The sequence below is a fragment of the Stenotrophomonas sp. G106K1 genome (genome assembly GCF_037969685.1).
Classification (GTDB): Bacteria; Pseudomonadota; Gammaproteobacteria; order Xanthomonadales; family Xanthomonadaceae; genus Stenotrophomonas; species Stenotrophomonas lactitubi.
Genome location: NZ_JBBPFR010000013.1, coordinates 21,993 through 41,391 on the forward strand (window position 1 = coordinate 21,993; position 19,399 = coordinate 41,391).

The following is a 19,399-nucleotide window of genomic DNA, read 5'->3' on the forward strand; positions in this document are numbered from 1 at the left end:
CGGCCACGACCAGCGGTCGTGGCCCGCACCGCGTAAGCCCCCACCTTGGTGGGGGTGGTTGCCCCCAACGAGCCCGTACACCCGGCCACGCCTGGCCTACACTGCGGGTTCCTTCGACGGAAACACGCGCGTGGTCTCCAGCTGGATCCTGTTGCTGGTCTCGGTTGCCTATGCCGCGCTGCTGTTCGGCGTGGCGTGGTGGGGCGACCGTCGGCCCATGTACCCGGACCGGCCGTGGCTGCGGCCGGTCGTCTACAGCCTGGCACTGGCCGTGTACTGCTCGTCGTGGACCTTCTACGGCGCAGTCGGTACCGCCGTGCGCAACGGCGTGGGTTACCTGCCGATCTACATCGGCCCGCTGCTGCTGCTGCTGTTCGGCTGGCGCATCATCGAGCGCCTGGCGCTGATCGCGCGCAGCCAGAACGTGGTGTCCATCGCCGACTTCATTTCCTCCCGCTTCGGCCGCTCGCGGCGGCTGGCGGCGCTGGTGGCGATCATCGCGCTGATCGGCATCATTCCCTACCTCGCCCTGCAGTACAAAGCGGTGGCGATGAGCCTGCAGGTACTGACCGGCAACACCGGGCCGACTGGATTCTTCAGCGACCCGGCCCTGTATGTGGCATTGCTGATGGCGCTGTTCGCTACCCTGTTCGGCACCCGCCAGGTGGATGCCACCGAACACCACCACGGCATGATGCTGGCGATCGCGCTGGAATCGGTGATCAAGCTGGTGGCGATGGTGGCGGTGGGCGTGTTCGCCTATGTCTGGCTCAGCGACCGCAACGAAGCAGTGGTGGAGTCGGTGCATACGTTGTTCACCGGGCTGCCACCGGTGGGCTTCCTCTCGCAGACACTGCTCAGTTTCCTGGCCATCATCTGCCTGCCGCGCCAGTTCCACGTGGCGGTGGTCGAGTGCGGCGACGTGCGCGACGTGCGCCGCGCGCGCTGGATGTTCGGCGGCTACCTGGTGCTGATCTCGGCGATGGTGCTGCCGATCGCCACCGCCGGCATCAGCCTGTTCGGTACCGGAAGCGGCGTGGCCGATGACTCGATGGTACTGGCCCTGCCGCTGGCAGAGGGCCGCAACGCGCTGGCATTGATCGCCTACATCGGCGGCTTTTCCGCCGCCACCGGCATGGTCATCGTGTCTTCCATCGCACTGGCGACGATGGTCAGCAACGACCTGGTGATGCCGGTGCTGCTGCGTCGCAGTGGCGATCACCAGGAAGCGGCCGACGTCGCCTCGCGCGTGCTGTGGATACGCCGACTGGCGATCCTGCTGCTGGCGCTGATGGCCTACAGCTACTACCGCAGCAGCAGCAACGACAGCACGCTGGCCTCGTACGGACTGATGGCGTTCGCCGCGGTGGCACAGTTCGCTCCGGGCCTGATCGGTGGCCTGTACTGGCGCGGCGCCAGCCGTCGTGGCGTCGAGACCGGCATGCTGCTCGGCTTCGCCACCTGGCTGTACACGCTGCTGCTGCCGGCGATGACCATAGCCGGTTGGATGGATGCCGGCTGGGTGCAGCATGGTCCCTTCGGCATCGATTGGCTGCGCCCGCAGCAGCTGTTCGGCATGACCGGCTGGGATCCGCTGACCCATGGCACGTTCTGGTCGCTGCTGGTCAACGCGGCGACGATGATGCTGGTATCGGCGCGTTGGCGCCCGGGCGTGGATGAGCGCCTGCGCGCTGCGCCCTTCCTCGATCCCTATGCCGAGCGGCCTTCCGTGGCGGGTGGTTGGCCGGGTCACGTGCATGTGGGTGACCTGCTGGCACTGGCCTCGCGCGTGGTCGGCGAACGCCATGCGCGGCGCTCGTTCTTCGAGCAGGCGCAGTCGCTGGGGCGCGAGCTGCAGTCCTCGGCACCGGCTGACCGGCCCTGGGTACAGTTCACCGAACGCCTGCTGGCGGCGTCGATCGGTGCGGCGTCCGCACGTCTGCTGCTGACCAGCCTGCTGCGTGGCTCGGGCATGGACCTGGGCGAAGTGGTGGCGGTGCTGGACGAAGCGGGCCAGGAGCTGCGCTTCAATCGCGAGATCCTGTCGACCACGCTGGAAAACATCAGCGCCGGGGTCAGCGTGGTCGACCCGGACATGCGCCTGACCGCCTGGAACCGGCGCTACCAGGACATGTTCGGCTACCCCGATGGCATGCTCTACGTGGGGCGCCCGGTGGCCGATCTGATCCGCTACAACGCCGAGCGTGGTGAGCTGGGCGAGGGCGATATCGAAGTGCAGATCAACCGTCGCATCGGCTATATGCGCGCCGGTTCGCCGCATGTGTTCGAGCGCACCCGCAGCGATGGCAAGGTGATCGAAATGCGTGGCCAGGCACTGCCCGGCGGCGGCTACGTCACCAGCTACAACGACATCACCGACTACAAGCACGCCGAACGCGCGCTGCTGGAAGCCAACGAAACACTGGAACAGCGTGTGGCCGAGCGCTCGCATGTTGCGGAAGTCGCGCAGCAGTCAAAGACCCGTTTCCTGGCCGCGATCAGCCATGACGTGCTGCAGCCGTTGAATGCGGCACGACTGTTCGCTTCGGCGCTGCGCGACAGCGACCATGTCAGCGACGAGCAACGGCACCTGGCCGAACGCGTGGATGCGTCGCTGCGCGCGGCCGAGGAGCTGCTGGATGGACTGCTGGACGTATCGCGGCTGGATGCTGGTGGCCTGCATCCGGTGATCGGCGAATTCGATGTCAGTGCGCTGATGCGCGAGCTGGCCGCGCAGTACACGCCGGTCGCGGCCGGACGCGGGCTGCGCCTGGATCTGTTCGCGCGTACCACCTGGGTGCGCAGCGACCGACGCCTGTTGCGCCGGGTTCTGCAGAACTTCCTTGCCAATGCGCTGCGCTACACGCGGCAGGGGCGCATCGTGCTGGCCGTGCGCCAGCGCGGCGACGAAGTGGAACTGCAGGTCTGGGATACCGGCCCCGGCATTCCCGAGCATCACATGCGGCAGATCTTCGACGAGTTCCACCGCTACCAGCAGCCGTTCGACTGGGGCGAGCAGGGCCTGGGCCTGGGATTGTCTATCTGCCAGCGCATTTCGCGCCTGCTCGACCATCGCTTGAACGCGCGCAGCCGGGTTGGCAGTGGCTCGATGTTCTCGATCATCCTGCCGCGGGTGGCGCCGCTGCCGGGCTATACCGAAGCGGTCACTTTGGCGGCGACAGCGCCGCCGGCCCGTAGCGATTCGCTGGCGGGCCTGCGCGTGCTGTGCGTGGACAACGACGAGGAGATCCTCGATGGCATGCGCGCGCTGCTGGGTCGCTGGCAGGTGCAGGTGATCACCGCTTCGACGGTGGACCAGGCGCTGCAGAAGATCGCCGAGCGTCCGCAGGTGATGCTGGTGGACTACCACCTGCACGATCGCATGGATGGCCTGGATGCGCTGGTGGCATTGCGTGAGGCCGCGGGCTATCCGTTGCCCGGTGCGCTGCTGACCGCCGATGGCCGCGATGAACTGAAGCGGATGGCACGCGAGCGTGGCTATCGCCTGTTGACCAAACCGATCAAGCCGGCGTCGCTGCGCGCGTTCCTGGGCGCACTGCGGGATACCCGCAACAACGATGCCTGATGGGAAACTGTAGAGCCGAGCCCATGCTCGGCTCCTGCGCGAAGCGCGGCTCATATATAGCCATCGCTATAAAAACCAGCCCTGCCTGCGCGTTTCGCTGGAAATGCGCCACGCGCGGATCGCGGTGCTAAGCTTCGCGTCCCCTTGGGGAGTAGCCGGATTCCTACGCAGGAATCGTCCACGTCAACATACTCGGCCAGTGCGCCGTGGCGTGGACAACCATGATGGTTGGCGAGACCAGCGGCCCGCGCGCGCAACATCAGGTTGGGCGCGAGCGCAGGCCGTGCGTCCGTCCTTGCCCGACCTCAGCAGCCGCCAATGTCCCCCCTTTCGATCCTCCTGATCGGCTTTGCCATGTCCACCGATGCCTTCGCCGCCGCGATCGGCAAGGGCGCAGCCATGCGCAAGCCGGTGTTCCGTGATGCGCTGCGCGCCGGCATCATCTTCGGCGTCATCGAGGCGATCACGCCCATCATCGGTTGGCTGCTCGGCCGTGCCGCACTGCAGTACGTGGAAGCGTTCGACCATTGGATCGCCTTCGGCCTGCTCGGCGCGCTGGGCATCCACATGATCTACAACGGCCTGCGTCCGGATAACGGCGAGGACGATGAAGATCCGGCGCAGCACCATGGCTTCTGGAAGCTGGCACTGACCGGTTTCGCTACCAGCATCGATGCGATGGCGGTGGGCATCGGCCTGGCCTTCATGGACGTGCATATCGGCGTGATGGCCGCGGTCATCGGCCTGTGCACGCTGACCATGGTCACCGCCGGCATCATGCTCGGCCGCGTGCTCGGCAGCATGGTCGGCAAGCGCGCTGAAATCATCGGTGGCGTGATCCTGGTGATCATCGGTGCGACGATCCTGTACGAACACCTGCACGGTGTCGCGTAAGCAGGGATGCCTGTAGAGCCGAGCCCATGCTCGGCTTGTGCCTGAAGCAGCCGAGCATGGGCTCGGCTCTACATTGGGGCATTGGCCGACATGCAGCGCAGCACTTCGCTGATGTAGAGATCCTCTGCTGCGCCGTAGGGTTCATGCATGTCCAGCCCCGCACTTCGTACTGGTCGGTGGTCGCAGACCGGCAATGTCTATGCGATCACCGCCGTGACATACGCGCGTCGGCGCTGGTTCGACGATGAGGCCAACGTCGATCTGCTGATAGAAGCGCTACGCACAGTGGAGCGGACGGGTCGGACATGCTCCCTGGCCTGGGTGATCATGCCGGATCATCTGCATTGGTTGATCCAATTGCGGAGCGGAACGCTCGCCGGCTGCATGCAGATTCTCAAGTCGCGCAGCGGCCGCTCCATCGGCAGGTACGTCGATGCCGATACTCCCATCTGGCAGCCGGGATACTACGATCACGCGCTCCGTAGCGATGAATGCCTGCGCACGCAGGCGACCTACATTGCGGCCAATCCGGTGCGCGCTGGACTGGCTACGTGCATTGGGGAGTACCCGTATGCCTGGAGTCGATGGCCCTTGCTGGGCTGATTCGGTACTCGGACGAAGAGCAGCCGAGCGCGGGCTCGGCTCTACAAATGCATCATGAAGTCTGTAGAGCCAAGCCCATGCTCGGCTCTGAAGTTCGTCACGATCAATCTTCTTCCGGTGGCAGCACGATGGCGTCGTCGTCGATCGCCAGCTTGCCGGCCATCAGCACCGCCTGGGTGCGGTTGGTCACGCCCAGCTTGCGCAGGATCGCGGTGACGTGCGCCTTGATCGTTGCTTCGGAGACGTTGAGGTCGTAGGCGATCTGCTTGTTCAAGCGGCCCGCGCCGAGCATCTGCAGCACGCGGAACTGCTGCGGGGTCAGCTCGCGCAGGCGCTGGCCGACTTCGCGTTCTTCGCTGCCGGTCGGCGGCACGTTGTGTGCTTCCGGCGGCGCCCAGGTCTCGCCATCGAGGATGGTGCCGAGCGCATGGCCGATGGTGTCCGAGTCGGCCGATTTCGGAATGAAGCCCAGCGCGCCGTGGTCGAGTGCGCGGCGCATCACCGTGGCTTCTTCGCGCGCGGAGACCACCACCACCGGCAGGTGCGGATGCAGCGAGCGCATGTGCACCAGTGCGTTGAAACCCTGTGCGCCCGGCATGTTGAGATCCATCAGGACCAGGTCGGCGTCGTTGTGCTGGTCGGCCAGTGCATACAACGCTTCCACGCTGTCGGCCTCGAACAGTTGAACGCCCGGAATGACCCGCTGCACGGCACCCCGCAGGGCTTCGCGGAACAACGGATGGTCATCGGCAATCAGGAGGGTGGTCATGGGTCGAGCTTATCGATCAGGAAAAAGGGCGGTGTGATGGCTGGCACAGGACGGGTTGAACGTGGCCGGGTCCCTCCTCCCGGCCACGTTCGTGGCGCGTCCTGTGCCCGCGTTCACGTCATCAACGGACCTTGCGTTCGTCCACCAGCGAGGCCACGACCGACGGATCGGCCAGGGTCGAGGTGTCGCCGAGCTGGTCCGGCGCGTTCTCGGCGATCTTGCGCAGGATGCGGCGCATGATCTTGCCCGAACGGGTCTTCGGCAGGCCCGGCGCCCACTGCAGGTGGTCGGGCGTGGCGATAGGTCCGATCTCCTTGCGCACCCAGGCGACCAGCTCCTTCTGCAGTTCGTCACTGGGCGCTTCCTCGGCCACCAGGGTGACGTAGGCATAGATGCCCTGGCCCTTCACGTCGTGCGGGAAGCCGACCACGGCGGCCTCGGCCACCTTCGGATGCGAGACCAGCGCGCTTTCCACTTCGGCGGTGCCGATGCGGTGGCCGGACACGTTGATCACATCGTCCACGCGGCCGGTGATCCAGTAGTAGCCATCTTCGTCGCGGCGGCAGCCGTCACCGGTGAAGTAGCTGCCCGGGTAGGTGCGGAAATAGGTATCGATGAAGCGCTGGTGGTCGCCGTAGACCGTGCGCATCTGGCCTGGCCAGGAATCACGGATGATCAGGTTGCCTTCGGTCGGGCCGTCCTTGATCTCGCCATCGGCGTTGACCAGGGCCGGCTGCACGCCGAAGAACGGCAGGGTGGCCGAACCCGGTTTCAGATCCATCGCGCCGGCCAGCGGCGAGATCAGGATGCCGCCGGTCTCGGTCTGCCACCAGGTATCGACGATCGGGCAGCGGCTGTCGCCGACCACGTCGTAGTACCAGCGCCAGGCTTCCGGATTGATCGGTTCGCCGACGCTGCCGAGCAGGCGCAGCGACGCGCGCGAGGTCTTCTTCACCGGTTCCTCGCCTTCGCGCATCAACGCGCGGATGGCGGTGGGGGCGGTGTAGAAGATCGACACCTTGTGCTTGTCGATCACGTTCCAGAAGCGCGAGGTATCGGGGTAGTTCGGTACGCCCTCGAACATCAGCGAGGTCGCGCCATTGGCCAGCGGGCCGTACACGATGTAGCTGTGGCCGGTGACCCAACCGACGTCGGCGGTGCACCAGTAGATGTCGTCCTCGCGCAGGTCGAACACCGCTTCATGGGTATAGGCCGCGTACAGCAGGTAACCGGCGGTGGTATGCAGTACGCCCTTCGGCTTGCCGGTGGAACCGGAGGTATAGAGGATGAACAGCGGATCCTCGGCGTTCATCGGTTCCGGTTCGCAGTTGGCCGGCTGGCTGTCGACCACGTCATGGAACCAGCGGTCGCGCGGGGCCTGCATGTCCACTGCGCCGCCGGTATGGCGCACCACCAGCACGGTTTCCACGGTGTTGGTGCCGGGCAGCTTCAGCGCCGCATCGACGTTGGCCTTCAGCGGAATCTTCCGGCCACCACGCAGGCCTTCGTCGGCGGTGATGATCAGCTTGCTCTGGCAGTCGCCGACACGGTCGGCGATCGAGTTCGGTGCGAAGCCACCGAACACCACCGAGTGGATCGCGCCGATGCGCGCGCAGGCCAGCATGGCCACGGCAGCGTCGACGATCATCGGCAGGTAGATGGTGACCCGGTCGCCCTTCTTGACGCCGAGGTTGCGCAGCGCGTTGCCGAGACGGCAGGTGCGCTCGTACAGCTCGCGATAGGTCACATGCTGGGCGGGCGCATCCGGGCTGTCCGGTTCGAACAGCAGGGCGGTCTTGTCGCCGCGTTTTTCCAGCTGGCGGTCCAGGCAGTTCACGCTGGCGTTGAGCTCGCCATCTTCGAACCACTTGATGTGGAAGTCGGCCAGGTCGTAGCTGACGTTCTTGATCTTCGTCGGCTTGCGCGACCAGTCCAGCCGCTCGGCGGCCTTGCCCCAGAACGCATCCGGATCGGACACCGAGGCCTGGTACTGCTGTTCATAGGAGTTCTTGTCGATACGCGCCTTGGCGGCGAACTGCGGATCGACGGGGTAGAGATCAGCCATGGCACCCTCACTTGCACGTTGACTTTGTGTGTGCAGCCGCAGCATTGCCGCAGCCGTTCCCCCTCAGTTTGCCCCATCCACCCCCGGCCGCGTCACCACTTCGGTTAGACCTTGGTCGAAAGTCGGGCTCCTGCAGGCCCGGGTTCGACCAATGGCCAATAGCCGGTGCGTGCAAACGCCCCGCAGTCTCGGCTCGACCGTGCCCCACGCGCGGCATCACCTTGCCACTTGGGAGAGAGGGCAACATGAGCCACCGTACGTTGAAAGCCGTGCGCACACCTTTGGCGGCCTGCCTGTTGGTCGCCCTGGTCGCACCGGGCATGGCGTTCGCCGAGACCGCCAAAGAGAAGGCACTGGAAGCACGCGTTGCCGAACTGGAGCGGCAGGTACAGGCGCTGCTGTCGTCACAGCAGCAGCAACAGACCCAGATCGTGCAGACCCAGCAGGCGGTCACCGACGTCCGCACGCTGCAGGCCGAGCAGAAGCCGGCGGTGCCTGCGGGCAAGCAGCCGATCCAGGTCACCACCATCACCCCCGGTGCGGCGCCGGGCACCACGGTCAAGATCGGTGGCTTCATCAAGGCCGATTTCCTGGCCACCCAGACCAGCGATGGCCAGCTGGCCGACGATGCCACCGGCCGCGCGCTGTACCTGCCCGGGCAGACCCCGGTGGAAGGTGCCGGCGGCAGCGGCAAGCGCTCGGACGTGGACTACAACGCCCACGCCAAGTTCTCGCGCTTCAACCTGGGCATCGACAACGTCAGCGAGTCGGGCAACAAGGCCGGCGCGTTCTTCGAGATGGATTTCTTCGGCAATTCGCTGGGCAACCAGACCGCCACCAATACCTATGGCGTGACCCTGCGCCATGCGTACATGTACTGGAACAACTGGATGGCCGGCCAGACCTGGTCGAACTTCATGGATGCGGCATCGCTGCCGGAAGCGGTCGACTTCGTCGGTCCGACCGACGGTGTGATCTTCGTGCGCCAAGCCCAGCTGCGCTACACCCAGGGCGGCTTCAGCGTCGCACTGGAGAATCCGGAGACGACCACCCTCACCGGCACCCGCAATCCGGTCACCGGCGCCTGGACCAACGCCAGCGCCAACTCCGATCGTGGCAGCCTGCCGGACCTGACCCTGCGTTACGGATGGAAGGGTGACTGGGGCACCTTCGGTGTGGGCGGCATCGTCCGTCAGCTGAAGGTCGACAACCAGGCCACCGGCGCCAAGGCCGACAAGGTGGCCGGTGGCCTGACCCTGGGCGGCAAGTGGGTGATGGGTGACAGCGATTCGCTGCACTACCAGTTCACCGGTGGCGAGGGCATCGCCCGCTACATCGGCCTGGGCATCACCGCCGATTCGGCCTACGACGTGGCCCGCGACGAACTCAACCCGACCGGTGTGATCGCCGGTTACGTCGGCTGGCGGCATGCGTTCTCGCCGAAGCTGCGCACCAACCTGATCTACGCGCGCAGCGACTACGACAACGACGGCATCCTCGGCCCGCTGGTGACAAAGAGCGTGCAGAGCATCCGCGGCAACATCTTCTATTCGCCGATGCCCAAGGTCGATGTCGGTGCCGAGCTGATGTACGGCAAGCGTGAGATCGAGAACGGCAACAAGGGCGACATCACCCGTCTGCAGTTCACTACGAAATACAGCTTTTAATTGAGTGCCGACCAAGGTCGGCGCCTACCAGAAGAACGGGCCCGACCACGGTCGGTACCTACCTAGACTGCGTGCCGACCAAGGTCGGCACCTACAGAGGGAAAGCGTCCCATGTCCAGTACATCCAGCACCGTCCACAAAGCGGGCACCCTGACCCAGGGCCACAAGAAGGTCATTTTCGCATCGAGCCTCGGTACGGTCTTCGAGTGGTACGACTTCTTCCTGTACGGCTCGCTTGCGGCGATCATCGCCAAGCAGTTCTTCAGTGGCGTCAATGAAACCACGGGCATGATCTTCGCCCTGCTGGCATTCGCGGCCGGCTTCTTCGTGCGACCGTTCGGCGCGGCCTTCTTCGGCAGCCTCGGCGACCGCATCGGCCGCAAGTACACCTTCCTGGTCACCATCCTGATCATGGGCATCTCGACCTTCCTGGTCGGCGTATTGCCCAACTACGCCTCGATCGGTTTCGCTGCACCGGTGATCCTGATCATCCTGCGCCTGGCCCAGGGCCTGGCCATGGGCGGTGAGTACGGCGGTGCTGCCACCTACGTGGCCGAGCATGCGCCGGACGACAAGCGTGGCCTGTACACCAGCTTCATCCAGTGCACGGCCACGCTCGGCTTGTTCATGTCGCTGCTGATCATCCTGGCCTGCCGCTATTTCCTCGGCAACGAAGCGTTCGAAGCCTGGGGCTGGCGCATTCCGTTCCTGGTCTCGATCGTGCTGCTGGGCGTGTCGGTGTGGATCCGCCTGCAGCTGAGCGAGTCGCCGCTGTTCCAGCAGATGAAGTCGGAGGGCAAGGGCTCCAAGACGCCGTTCCGTGACAGCCTGAAGGGCGGCAACCTGAAGTTGATGCTGCTGGTGCTGCTGGGTGCTGCCGCAGGCCAGGCCGTGGTCTGGTATGGCGGTCAGTTCTACGCGCTGTTCTTCCTCAGCAGCATGCTGAAGGTCGATGCCACCACCTCCTACCTGCTGATCGCCGCCGCGCTTGCACTGGGCGTGCCGTTCTTCATCTTCTTCGGCTGGCTGTCCGACCGTATCGGCCGCAAGAAGATCATCCTCGCCGGCTGCCTGTTGGCCGCCATCACCTACATCCCGATCTTCAAGGGCCTGACCCACTTCGCCAACCCGGCCATCGAAGAGGCCCGCAGCAGCTCGCCGGCGCTGGTCGTGGCCGATCCGAACACCTGCTCGTTCCAGTTTGATCCGGTCGGCCTGCGCAAGTTCACCAGTTCCTGCGACGTGGCTACCGCCGCGCTGACCAAGGCCGGTGTGCCGTATGACGTGCAGCCGGCCGCTGCTGGCTCGCTGGCGATGGTCAACGTGGGCAGTGCCAGCGTCACCTCGTATGAGGCCGCCGGCCTGACCAAGGAAGAAGGCAAGGCCAAGGCCGATGCGTTCGGTGCCGAGCTGAAGGGCGCACTGGTCACTGCGGGTTACCCGGCCAAGGCTGATGGCTCGCGCATCAACATCGCCGGCACGATCTTCATGCTGTGGCTGCTGGTGCTGTACGTGACCATGGTCTACGGCCCGATCGCCGCCTATCTGGTCGAACTGTTCCCGACCCGCATCCGCTACACCTCGATGTCGCTGCCGTACCACATCGGCAACGGCTGGTTCGGTGGCTTCCTGCCGGCGATCTCGTTCGCATTGGTGGCTGGTACCGGCAACCTGTACTACGGCCTGTGGTACCCGATCATCATCGCGCTGATGTCGGTGGTGATTGGCGGCCTGTTCCTGCGCGAGACGAAGAACGTGGATATCACCAAGTAAGAATGATGTTCATTGGATGAAGGAGAGGCCGTGGTGCAGACCACGGCCTTTTCGTTTCCCTGTAGCGCCGAGCCATGCTCGGCGACCGCGCAACGCGCGGCCCAAAACTCCGCAGACGCGAACAGACAGCGCTCAATGCCGTCATCGCGGTTGACAAGCATCCGAAGCCACACGCCCTCTCGCGCCCGGGGTCAGAGCCCTTTCGCACGCGAAAGGGATCTGACCCCATCGAGACCGAAAGGGATCTGACCCCATCGAGACCGCCGCCTCACGTGCGCACGCCGTATAGTCGCGGGATGAGCACCTCAGCCGCCGAACTCCCCGCCATCCTGCACACCCTGCGCAGCGCCTGGCAGTCGCAGCGCCCGTCGCTCGACCAGCGCGAAGCCGACCTGCGCGGCCTGCGCGCAGCATTGAAGGAACGCCTGGACGAAATGGCTGCGGCCATCGCCGAGGACTTCGGCCATCGCGCCCACGTTGAATCGAAACTGGCCGATGGCATGAGCGTGCTGTCGGCCATCGATCACCTGCGCCGCCACCTGCGACGCTGGTCGAAGCCGCGTCATGCGTCTGCTGGCTGGAAGCTGTGGCCGGCGCGCGCGCAGTTGCGGCCGATGCCGCTGGGCGTGGTCGCGGTGATCTCGCCGTGGAACTATCCGGTCACGTTGGCGCTGGTGCCGCTGGTCACCGCGATTGCCGCCGGTAACCATGTGCTGCTGAAGCCTTCGGAGCACACACCGCACACCAGCGCGTTCCTGGCCGATCTGCTGGCCAGCGTGTTTCCGCACGAACGCGTGGCGGTGGTGCAGGGTGGGGCCGATATTGCAGCGGCAGTGTCCGCGCTGCCGCTGGACCATCTCGTGTTCACCGGTTCCACGGCGGTCGGCCGCAAGGTGATGGCGGCGGCGGCGGAACACCTGGTGCCACTCACGCTGGAGCTGGGCGGCAAGTCGCCTGCAATTGTCTGCCGCGATTTTCCATTGGACAAAGCCGCGGCGCGGCTGGCCACCGGCAAGTGGTTCAACGCTGGGCAGACCTGCATCGCACCGGACTACGTGTTGATCGACAGCGTGCGCCAGCGCGAATTCGTGCAGGCGCTGCAGCAGCAGGTGCGCGAGCGTTACGGCGATTTCAGCGATGCGGGTGACTACACGCGGATCATCAACGAAGGCCAGTACCGGCGCCTGCAGGGCTATCTGGCACAGGCCCGCGAACGTGGGGTGCCGGTGATTGCACTGGCGCAGGTGGACGCGGCGCGCGCCGACCGTGAGCGCCTGCTGGTGCCGACCGTAGTGCTGGACCCGCCGGATGACCTGGACCTGATGCGCGATGAGATCTTCGGCCCGATCCTGCCGGTGCGCGCCTATCCGGACCTGGATGCGGCGCTGGCCGGCATCGTGGCCCGCGACCGGCCGCTGGCGCTGTATCCCTTCAGCCATGACACGGCGACGGTGGAGCGCATTCTTGGCCAGGTGGTGGCGGGCGGGGTGACGGTCAACGACACCCTGCTGCACTTCGCCGCCGATGGTCTGCCGTTCGGCGGAGTGGGCGCCAGTGGCATGGGCGCGTACCACGGGCAGGCTGGGTTCGATGCCATGAGCAAGCTGCTGCCGGTGTTGTGGCAGTCGCGCTGGGCGGCCAGTGATCGGCTGCGGCCACCGTATTCGAAGATCGCGGGGTTGTTGAGGTTGCTGTTGCGCTGAAGCCACGCATGGCGTGGCACTACTGACGGGACCGGGTTCCGGTAGGTGCCAGCCTTGGTTGGCGCGCGTGAGCCCAAAGCGCCGACCAAGGTTGGCATCCACCAAAGCACACCCGGGTAGAATGCCCCCATGAAGATCGCCTCGTGGAACGTCAATTCGCTCAATGTCCGCCTGCCGCACCTGGAGCAGTGGCTCAAGGACTTCGGCCCGGACATCGTCGGCATCCAGGAAACCAAGCTGGAGGACCACAAGTTCCCGGATTCGGCGCTGGTCGCCGCCGGTTACCGCAGCGTGTTCGCCGGCCAGAAGACCTACAACGGCGTGGCGCTGGTGTCGCGTGAGCCGGCGCAGGACGTGCAGATCGGCATCCCCGGCTTCGAGGACGAGCAGAAGCGGGTCATCGCGGGCACCTTCGGCGACCTGCGGGTGATCAACCTGTATGTGGTCAACGGCCAGGACATCGGCACCGACAAATACGAGTACAAGCTGCGCTGGCTGGAGGCGGTGCATGCCTGGATCGCCGAAGAACTGCAGCGGTATCCGAAGCTGATCGTGATGGGCGACTTCAACATCGCCCCCGATTCGCGCGACGTGCATGACCCGGAGGTGTGGAACAAGAACCACATCCTGACCTCCACTGCCGAGCGGGGCGCGCTGAACAAGCTGGTGCAGCTGGGCCTGCACGATGGCTTCCGCCTGCACAACGACGAGGCCGGCACGTTCAGCTGGTGGGATTACCGGGCGGCCGGTTTCCGCCGCAACCTCGGCCTGCGCATCGACCTGAATCTGGTCTCCGATGCACTGAAGGGCAGTGTGGTGGCCTCGGGCATCGACCGCGAGCCGCGCACCTGGGAACGTCCCAGCGACCATGCACCGGCGTGGGTGCAGCTGGGCTGAAACAACGAGGCCCGGCAATGGCCGGGCCCGTTGCGATGCATCTGCCGGCCAGCGGCCGGCATTACCGCCGCGTCAGCGTATGCTCTTGCGGGTGAACAGGTTGACGATCGCCAGCAGGATCACCGCGCCGATCAGCGAGAACAGGAACGTGCGGAGGGTGATCGCTTCATTGATGCCGCCGCCGAACAGCCAGCCGGAAATCAGTGCGCCAACGATGCCCACCACGATGTTGAGGATGATGCCCTGCTGGCCATCGCGCTTCATGATGATGCTTGCCAGCCAGCCGACGATGCCGCCGACGATCAGCCAGATGATGATGCCCATGATCGACTCTCCGGTGGATAACCGAGTCCAGTTGACGCGCAGTGCCGTGAACCCGCTGTGCAATCCTGTGATGGCCGCGTGCGGATGAGCCTGCCAGCCACCCTCGACGGTCCCTGGCGGTTTGGTCCGGTCACCGTCTGGCGCTGCCCGCATGTGCCCGGTCAGCGCGGTGAGCCGCAGGCCCGGCAGGTGCTGGCACAGGCCCTGGGCGGCGAGCCGGACGCGCTGCCGCTGCTGCGCGATGACAAGGGCCGCCCCGAGCTGAGCGGCGCGCTGGCCCACTACGGCACCGGCTGGAGCCACAGCGGCGAGGTGCTGCTGGTGGCGCTGGGCGAAGGGGTGCGGTTGGGCGTGGACCTGGAACTGCTGCGGCCGCGCCCACGTATGCTGGAAATCATCCAGCGCTTCTTCCATCCCGACGAAGTGGCTTGGCTGCAGGGCCTGGACGAAGCCGACCGCGAACATTGGTTCTTCCGCGTCTGGTGTGCCAAGGAAGCGATGCTGAAGGCGCACGGGCAGGGGATTTCCTTCGGCCTGCACCGCCTGCAGCTGGCCCCGGCCGCCGATGGCGCCCTGCACCTGCGCTGGTGCGACCCGGAGCTGGGCGAGGCCGCGCGCTGGCACCTGCACGAATGGCAGGCCAGTGGACAATTCCGCGCCGCATTGGCCTGGTATCCGCAGTGAATCGGCGAATCAACGGCGAAAACCGGCGATAATGCCGGCATGAGCGAACACGATCTTCCCGCCGGCGTAGCGTCCACGCTGCAGCAGGGCCTGGCCAGCATGGGCCTGGCCGCCGAGCTGGCCCCGCCGCTGCTGCGCTACCTGGCGTTGCTGCACCGCTGGAACGGCACCTACAACCTCACCGCCATCCGCGATCCGCAGGAAATGGTCACCCGCCATCTGCTTGATTCGCTGGCGATGCAGCCGTTCGTCGCCGATGGCAGCCTGGCCGACCTCGGTACCGGCCCCGGGTTGCCGGGCATCCCGCTGGCGATCGCTTGCCCGGGCCTGCAGGTCACCCTGGTGGAAAGCAACGGCAAGAAGGCCCGCTTCATGCGCGAGGCCGTACGCCAGCTGGGCCTGGGCAATGCCCGCGTGGCCGAGTCGCGCGCCGAAGCACTGGCCGAGCCGGGCAGCTACGACCAGCTGACCGCGCGCGCGATGGACACCCTGGCCGGCATCGTCCGCGTCGGTGGCCACCTGCTGCGCCCCGGTGGCGTGCTGCTGGCCATGAAGGGCGTCTACCCGCATGAAGAGATCGCCGCGCTGCCGACCGGTTGGCAGGTGCGCGAGGTGGTGCCGCTGAGCGTGCCCGGCCTGGCCGGCGAACGCCATCTGGTCACCGTCACAGGCCCCTGAACCCCGCCGCCACCCCCTTGTGGAACAAGCGGTTGGCGATCCACGATTTCCGCACGGGCCCGGTTGTACGCATAATGACCGGTCCCAGCACACGTCGACGAGGCACACCCGCATGGCCCGCATCATCGCCATCGCCAACCAGAAGGGTGGCGTCGGCAAGACCACGACCGCCGTCAACCTGGCCGCTTCCCTGGCCAACGCACCCAAGCGCGTGCTGTTGGTCGACCTGGATTCCCAGGGCAACGCGACCATGGGCAGTGGCGTGGACAAGCGCGAGCTGGTCTCCTCCACCTACGACCTGCTGCTGGGGGAGTCCAGCGCCGCCGACGTGCGCGTGCAGACCGCCGAAGGCTACGACCTGCTGCCGGGCAACATCGACCTGACCGCGGCCGAGATCCAGCTGATGGCGCAGAGCGAGCGCGAGCAGCGCCTGAAGCGCGCACTGGCGCCGATCCGCGACGAGTACGACTACATCCTGATCGACTGCCCGCCGGCGCTCTCGCTGCTGACCCTGAACGCCCTGGCCGCCGCCGATTCGGTGATCGTGCCGATGCAGTGCGAGTACTACGCGCTGGAAGGCCTGAGCGCGCTGGTGGAAACCATCGAAGCGCTGCGCGCCAACCTCAACCCCGCGCTGGAGATCGAAGGCGTGCTGCGCACCATGTTCGATGTGCGCAACAACCTGGCCAATGCCGTGTCGGCCGAGCTCACCGAGCATTTCGGTGACCGCGTGTTCCGCACCATCGTGCCGCGCAACGTGCGCCTGGCCGAGGCGCCCAGCCATGGCCAGAGCATCGTCGGCTACGATCGTGCTTCGCGTGGCGGCGTGGCCTACCTCGGCCTGGCCGGCGAGATCATCCGTCGCAACAACGAACGCAACAAGGCCAGCAAGGCCGTGGAGACCGTCTGATGACCAGCAGCAAGCCTGCAGCCAAGAAGCGAGGCCTCGGCCGCGGCCTGGACGCACTGCTCGGTCCGAAGGGCGCGGTCAGCCAGGTGCAGGCCAGCACGGCGGTGATCGAGCCGCTGCCCGGTGAAGTGCTGCGCAAGCTGCCGGTAGGCCAGCTGCAGCCGGGCAAGTACCAGCCGCGTCGCGAGATGGACCAGGGCAAGCTGTCCGAACTGGCCGACTCGATCAAGTCGCAGGGCGTGATCCAGCCGATCCTGGTGCGCCAGCTGCCGGCAGGCAACTTCGAAATCGTCGCCGGTGAACGTCGCTGGCGCGCCTCGCAGCTGGCCGGCCTGGACGAAGTGCCGGTAGTGGTGCGCGAGCTGGAAGACCGCACCGTCATCGCGATGGCGCTGATCGAGAACATCCAGCGCGAAGACCTCAACCCGCTGGAAGAAGCCGAAGCGCTACAGCGCCTCATCAGCGAATTCACCCTGACCCATGCCGAGGCTGCCGAGGCCGTCGGCCGCTCCCGCGCGGCGGTGTCCAACCTGCTGCGCCTGCTGGAGCTGCCGATCGCCATCCGCCTGCTGCTGGAAACCCGCCGGCTGGAGATGGGGCACGCCCGCGCGCTGCTGACCCTGGCCCCGGAACTGGCCAGCAAGCTGGCCCAGGAAGCGGCCGATGAAGGCTGGTCGGTGCGCGAGGTCGAGCGTCGTGCGCAGGCGTTCGCCGCCGGCAAGGTGCCGAGCAACCGTCCGCAGCCGGTGGCCAAGGTGCAGCAGGCCGATATCGCCTCGCTGGAGACCGAGCTGTCCGAAGTGCTGGGCACCTCGGTTGCCATCAACCATGGCCGCGGTGGCAAGGGCAAGCTGATCATCCATTACGCCAACCTGGACACGCTCGATGGCGTGCTGGAGCGGCTGCGCACGCGCCAGGGCTGACCCCGGCGCAGTTTCATGGGAGTACGGCCTGTTCCTGCCGTGCTCCGTCGATTGCAGGGAACGCACCGCCGCGCGTGCCGGAGGTCGTATCGTCCACCGCAGGGTGGGCCCGCTCCGCCCCGCGGCTCATCCAGGGAGCAGGACATGAGCATTGAAATCGACGACGTCAGCCCGGGCGGCAGCCCGATCCTCGTGCACAGCCGCGAGAAGGACTTCACCCCGGCCCACGGCGAAGAACACATCGAGGCGATCAGCACCCACATCGAGCGCCATCTGGGCCCGATCTCCGGTGTCTTCCACGAAATCATCTCCGATATCGTGCACATCGACGTGCATGTGGTGCCGGCCACCGACGCGTGTCCGTACCTGCGCCTGGTGACCTCGGGCATGAGCGATCTGCCGATGTCCGTGCCCGATGAGGTGGACGCCCCCCGGCATATGGAACTGATGGTGACCCTGCCGGCGGATTGGCCGATCACCCAGGATGCCTTCGAGGACGAACGCAACTACTGGCCGGTGCGCCTGCTGAAGACCCTGGCGCGATTGCCGCATGAGTACGACACCTGGCTGGGCTTCGGCCACACCATCCCCAACGGCCATCCGTCCGAGCCCTATGCGCCGGGCGTGGGATTCGATGGCGCCATCGTGCTGCCGCCGGTCACCACTCCGGACGACTTCGGCACGCTGGCGCTGGAAGACGGCACCACCATCGAATTCATGGCGATCGTGCCGCTGTACCCGGAAGAGATGGACCTGAAGCTGAAGAAGGATTCGGAAACCCTGCTGGATCGCTTCGATGCGAAGAACATCCAGGATGTCATCCAGCCCGGACGCACCAATGTGGCCAAGAAGCGTTTCGGCCTGTTCTAGGCCCTGCGCGTACCATCAGACTCCGTAACCGCTGAATCGACCGCTGAATTCCAGGCCCACCGCAATGACCATCCTGCTTACCGGCGCAGCCGGCTTCATCGGTGCCTACACTGCCCGCGCCCTGCTTGATGCGGGCCAGTCGGTGGTCGGCCTGGACAACTTCAACGATTACTACGACCCGCAGATCAAGCGCGACCGCGTGGCCGCACTGTGTCCGACGCTGGACCTGCGCACGCTGGACCTGACCGACCGCGATGGCCTTGCCGCACTGTTCGATGAGATACAGCCGACGGCGGTGATCCACCTGGCTGCGCAGGCTGGCGTGCGCTATTCGCTGGAAAACCCGCACGCCTACGTCGACAGCAATCTGGTCGGCTTCGTCAACATGCTCGAGCTGTGCCGGCACCGTGGCGTGCAGCATCTGGTGTATGCATCCAGCAGTTCGGTATACGGCGATTCGGCCACGCCGCCGTTCTCCGAAGACCAGCGTGTGGACCAGCCGCGCTCGCTGTACGCCGCAACCAAGGCCGCCAATGAACTGATGGCCTACACCTACGCGCAGCTGTATGGCCTGCACGCCACCGGCCTGCGCTTCTTCACCGTGTACGGCCCGTGGGGCCGGCCGGACATGGCGCCGCTGCTGTTCTCGCGCGCGGTGCTGGCCGGTCGCTCGATCGATGTGTTCAACGAAGGCCGCATGCAGCGCGACTTCACACATGTCTCCGACATCGTTGCCGGTATTCTCGGCGCCCTCGCGCACCCGGCTGATGGTCCGGTGCCGCACCGGGTGTTCAACCTCGGCAACCACACGCCGGTCGAGCTGGAGCGCTTCATCGGCGTGATCGAGCAGGCCGCTGGTCGCCCCGCGCAGAAGGTCTACAAGCCGATGCAGCCGGGCGACATGGTACGCACGATGGCCGATACCCGGCGCGCACATGACGCATTTGGCTACGAACCGGTCATGCCCATCGAACAGGGCCTGCCACCGGTGGTGGAGTGGTGCCGCGAGTATTTTGCTGATCGCGCGTGAGAACGCATCCTCACACTGCCGGA

The 19,399-nt window shown here is 66.0% G+C and carries 16 protein-coding genes and 1 riboswitch; of the genes, 13 read left to right on the forward strand and 3 right to left on the reverse strand.

Features of this window, described 5'->3' with window-relative positions; genetic code table 11:
- The first annotated feature begins 130 nt into the window (after positions 1–130).
- From WKB25_RS12710 to WKB25_RS12720, 3 genes are all read left to right on the forward strand, one after another.
- Positions 131–3,586 (forward strand): PAS domain-containing hybrid sensor histidine kinase/response regulator, encoded by a 3,456-nt coding sequence (locus WKB25_RS12710; protein WP_340571055.1) that lies wholly within the window; start codon positions 131–133, stop codon positions 3,584–3,586.
- 140 nt (positions 3,587–3,726) lie between these two features.
- A riboswitch (yybP-ykoY riboswitch) is annotated at positions 3,727–3,816 on the forward strand.
- Positions 3,817–3,904: 88 nt separating this feature from the next.
- Positions 3,905–4,480: a manganese efflux pump MntP family protein gene (locus WKB25_RS12715; protein WP_340571056.1), complete on the forward strand. Its 576-nt coding sequence runs from the start codon at positions 3,905–3,907 to the stop codon at positions 4,478–4,480.
- A 147-nt stretch (positions 4,481–4,627) separates the two neighbouring features.
- Positions 4,628–5,083 (forward strand): transposase, encoded by a 456-nt coding sequence (locus WKB25_RS12720; RefSeq protein ID WP_340571057.1) that lies wholly within the window; start codon positions 4,628–4,630, stop codon positions 5,081–5,083.
- Positions 5,084–5,186: 103 nt separating this feature from the next.
- Here WKB25_RS12720 and WKB25_RS12725 read toward each other — a convergent pair whose 3' ends face one another.
- On the reverse strand, positions 5,187–5,852 hold the full coding sequence (locus tag WKB25_RS12725) for a response regulator transcription factor (RefSeq protein WP_006477308.1): 666 nt from the start codon (positions 5,850–5,852) through the stop codon (positions 5,187–5,189).
- A gap of 121 nt (positions 5,853–5,973) precedes the next feature.
- Entirely contained in the window at positions 5,974–7,917 is a 1,944-nt protein-coding gene (gene acs, locus WKB25_RS12730) for an acetate--CoA ligase (RefSeq protein WP_340571058.1), read from the reverse strand.
- A gap of 245 nt (positions 7,918–8,162) precedes the next feature.
- On the opposite strand from acs, the gene WKB25_RS12735 reads away from it, so the two are divergent.
- The 4 genes from WKB25_RS12735 (at position 8,163) to xth (ending at position 13,957) form a co-directional block, all read left to right on the forward strand.
- Complete coding sequence (locus WKB25_RS12735) at positions 8,163–9,584, forward strand: DcaP family trimeric outer membrane transporter (RefSeq protein WP_340571059.1); 1,422 nt, start codon at positions 8,163–8,165, stop codon at positions 9,582–9,584.
- Between the two features lie 111 nt (positions 9,585–9,695).
- Positions 9,696–11,357 (forward strand): MFS transporter, encoded by a 1,662-nt coding sequence (locus WKB25_RS12740; RefSeq protein ID WP_340571060.1) that lies wholly within the window; start codon positions 9,696–9,698, stop codon positions 11,355–11,357.
- 296 nt (positions 11,358–11,653) lie between these two features.
- The gene (locus WKB25_RS12745; RefSeq protein WP_340571061.1) at positions 11,654–13,060 is read left to right on the forward strand and encodes a coniferyl aldehyde dehydrogenase; all 1,407 of its coding nucleotides are present in this window, start codon (positions 11,654–11,656) and stop codon (positions 13,058–13,060) included.
- Positions 13,061–13,189: 129 nt separating this feature from the next.
- Positions 13,190–13,957: an exodeoxyribonuclease III gene (gene xth, locus WKB25_RS12750; RefSeq protein WP_340571063.1), complete on the forward strand. Its 768-nt coding sequence runs from the start codon at positions 13,190–13,192 to the stop codon at positions 13,955–13,957.
- A 72-nt stretch (positions 13,958–14,029) separates the two neighbouring features.
- On the opposite strand, the gene WKB25_RS12755 is transcribed toward xth, so the two are convergent.
- Positions 14,030–14,281 carry a GlsB/YeaQ/YmgE family stress response membrane protein gene (locus WKB25_RS12755; protein ID WP_025878785.1) on the reverse strand — a complete coding sequence of 84 codons (252 nt, stop codon included), beginning with the start codon at positions 14,279–14,281 and terminating at the stop codon, positions 14,030–14,032.
- A gap of 84 nt (positions 14,282–14,365) precedes the next feature.
- Here WKB25_RS12755 and WKB25_RS12760 point away from each other — a divergent pair, with 84 nt between their 5' ends.
- The 6 genes from WKB25_RS12760 (at position 14,366) to WKB25_RS12785 (ending at position 19,376) form a co-directional block, all read left to right on the forward strand.
- On the forward strand, positions 14,366–14,965 hold the full coding sequence (locus tag WKB25_RS12760; RefSeq protein WP_340571064.1) for a 4'-phosphopantetheinyl transferase superfamily protein: 600 nt from the start codon (positions 14,366–14,368) through the stop codon (positions 14,963–14,965).
- Between the two features lie 39 nt (positions 14,966–15,004).
- Positions 15,005–15,643, forward strand: a complete 639-nt coding sequence (rsmG, locus tag WKB25_RS12765) for a 16S rRNA (guanine(527)-N(7))-methyltransferase RsmG (RefSeq protein WP_340571065.1) — start codon at positions 15,005–15,007, stop codon at positions 15,641–15,643.
- 112 nt (positions 15,644–15,755) lie between these two features.
- Positions 15,756–16,553 carry a ParA family protein gene (locus tag WKB25_RS12770; protein ID WP_032976776.1) on the forward strand — a complete coding sequence of 266 codons (798 nt, stop codon included), beginning with the start codon at positions 15,756–15,758 and terminating at the stop codon, positions 16,551–16,553.
- Positions 16,553–17,476, forward strand: coding sequence for a ParB/RepB/Spo0J family partition protein (locus WKB25_RS12775; protein ID WP_025878789.1), 924 nt, complete (start codon positions 16,553–16,555; stop codon positions 17,474–17,476). The genes WKB25_RS12770 and WKB25_RS12775 overlap by 1 nt, the downstream gene beginning before the upstream one ends.
- A gap of 144 nt (positions 17,477–17,620) precedes the next feature.
- Positions 17,621–18,346: a suppressor of fused domain protein gene (locus WKB25_RS12780; RefSeq protein WP_340571066.1), complete on the forward strand. Its 726-nt coding sequence runs from the start codon at positions 17,621–17,623 to the stop codon at positions 18,344–18,346.
- Between the two features lie 64 nt (positions 18,347–18,410).
- The gene (locus tag WKB25_RS12785; RefSeq protein WP_340571067.1) at positions 18,411–19,376 is read left to right on the forward strand and encodes an NAD-dependent epimerase/dehydratase family protein; all 966 of its coding nucleotides are present in this window, start codon (positions 18,411–18,413) and stop codon (positions 19,374–19,376) included.
- The last annotated feature ends 23 nt before the right edge of the window (positions 19,377–19,399 follow it).

Bases quoted from the DNA above. Each gene is read 5' to 3' on its own strand.
- WKB25_RS12715 (WP_340571056.1), top strand. From the start codon at position 3,905: ATGTCCCCCCTTTCGATCCTCCTGATCGGCTTTGCCATGTCCACCGAT.
- WKB25_RS12720 (WP_340571057.1), top strand. From the start codon at position 4,628: ATGTCCAGCCCCGCACTTCGTACTGGTCGGTGGTCGCAGACCGGCAAT.
- WKB25_RS12725 (WP_006477308.1), bottom strand. From the start codon at position 5,852: ATGACCACCCTCCTGATTGCCGATGACCATCCGTTGTTCCGCGAAGCC.
- acs (WP_340571058.1), bottom strand. From the start codon at position 7,917: ATGGCTGATCTCTACCCCGTCGATCCGCAGTTCGCCGCCAAGGCGCGT.
- WKB25_RS12735 (WP_340571059.1), top strand. From the start codon at position 8,163: ATGAGCCACCGTACGTTGAAAGCCGTGCGCACACCTTTGGCGGCCTGC.
- WKB25_RS12740 (WP_340571060.1), top strand. From the start codon at position 9,696: ATGTCCAGTACATCCAGCACCGTCCACAAAGCGGGCACCCTGACCCAG.
- WKB25_RS12745 (WP_340571061.1), top strand. From the start codon at position 11,654: ATGAGCACCTCAGCCGCCGAACTCCCCGCCATCCTGCACACCCTGCGC.
- xth (WP_340571063.1), top strand. From the start codon at position 13,190: ATGAAGATCGCCTCGTGGAACGTCAATTCGCTCAATGTCCGCCTGCCG.
- WKB25_RS12755 (WP_025878785.1), bottom strand. From the start codon at position 14,281: ATGGGCATCATCATCTGGCTGATCGTCGGCGGCATCGTCGGCTGGCTG.
- WKB25_RS12760 (WP_340571064.1), top strand. From the start codon at position 14,366: ATGAGCCTGCCAGCCACCCTCGACGGTCCCTGGCGGTTTGGTCCGGTC.
- rsmG (WP_340571065.1), top strand. From the start codon at position 15,005: ATGAGCGAACACGATCTTCCCGCCGGCGTAGCGTCCACGCTGCAGCAG.
- WKB25_RS12770 (WP_032976776.1), top strand. From the start codon at position 15,756: ATGGCCCGCATCATCGCCATCGCCAACCAGAAGGGTGGCGTCGGCAAG.
- WKB25_RS12775 (WP_025878789.1), top strand. From the start codon at position 16,553: ATGACCAGCAGCAAGCCTGCAGCCAAGAAGCGAGGCCTCGGCCGCGGC.
- WKB25_RS12780 (WP_340571066.1), top strand. From the start codon at position 17,621: ATGAGCATTGAAATCGACGACGTCAGCCCGGGCGGCAGCCCGATCCTC.
- WKB25_RS12785 (WP_340571067.1), top strand. From the start codon at position 18,411: ATGACCATCCTGCTTACCGGCGCAGCCGGCTTCATCGGTGCCTACACT.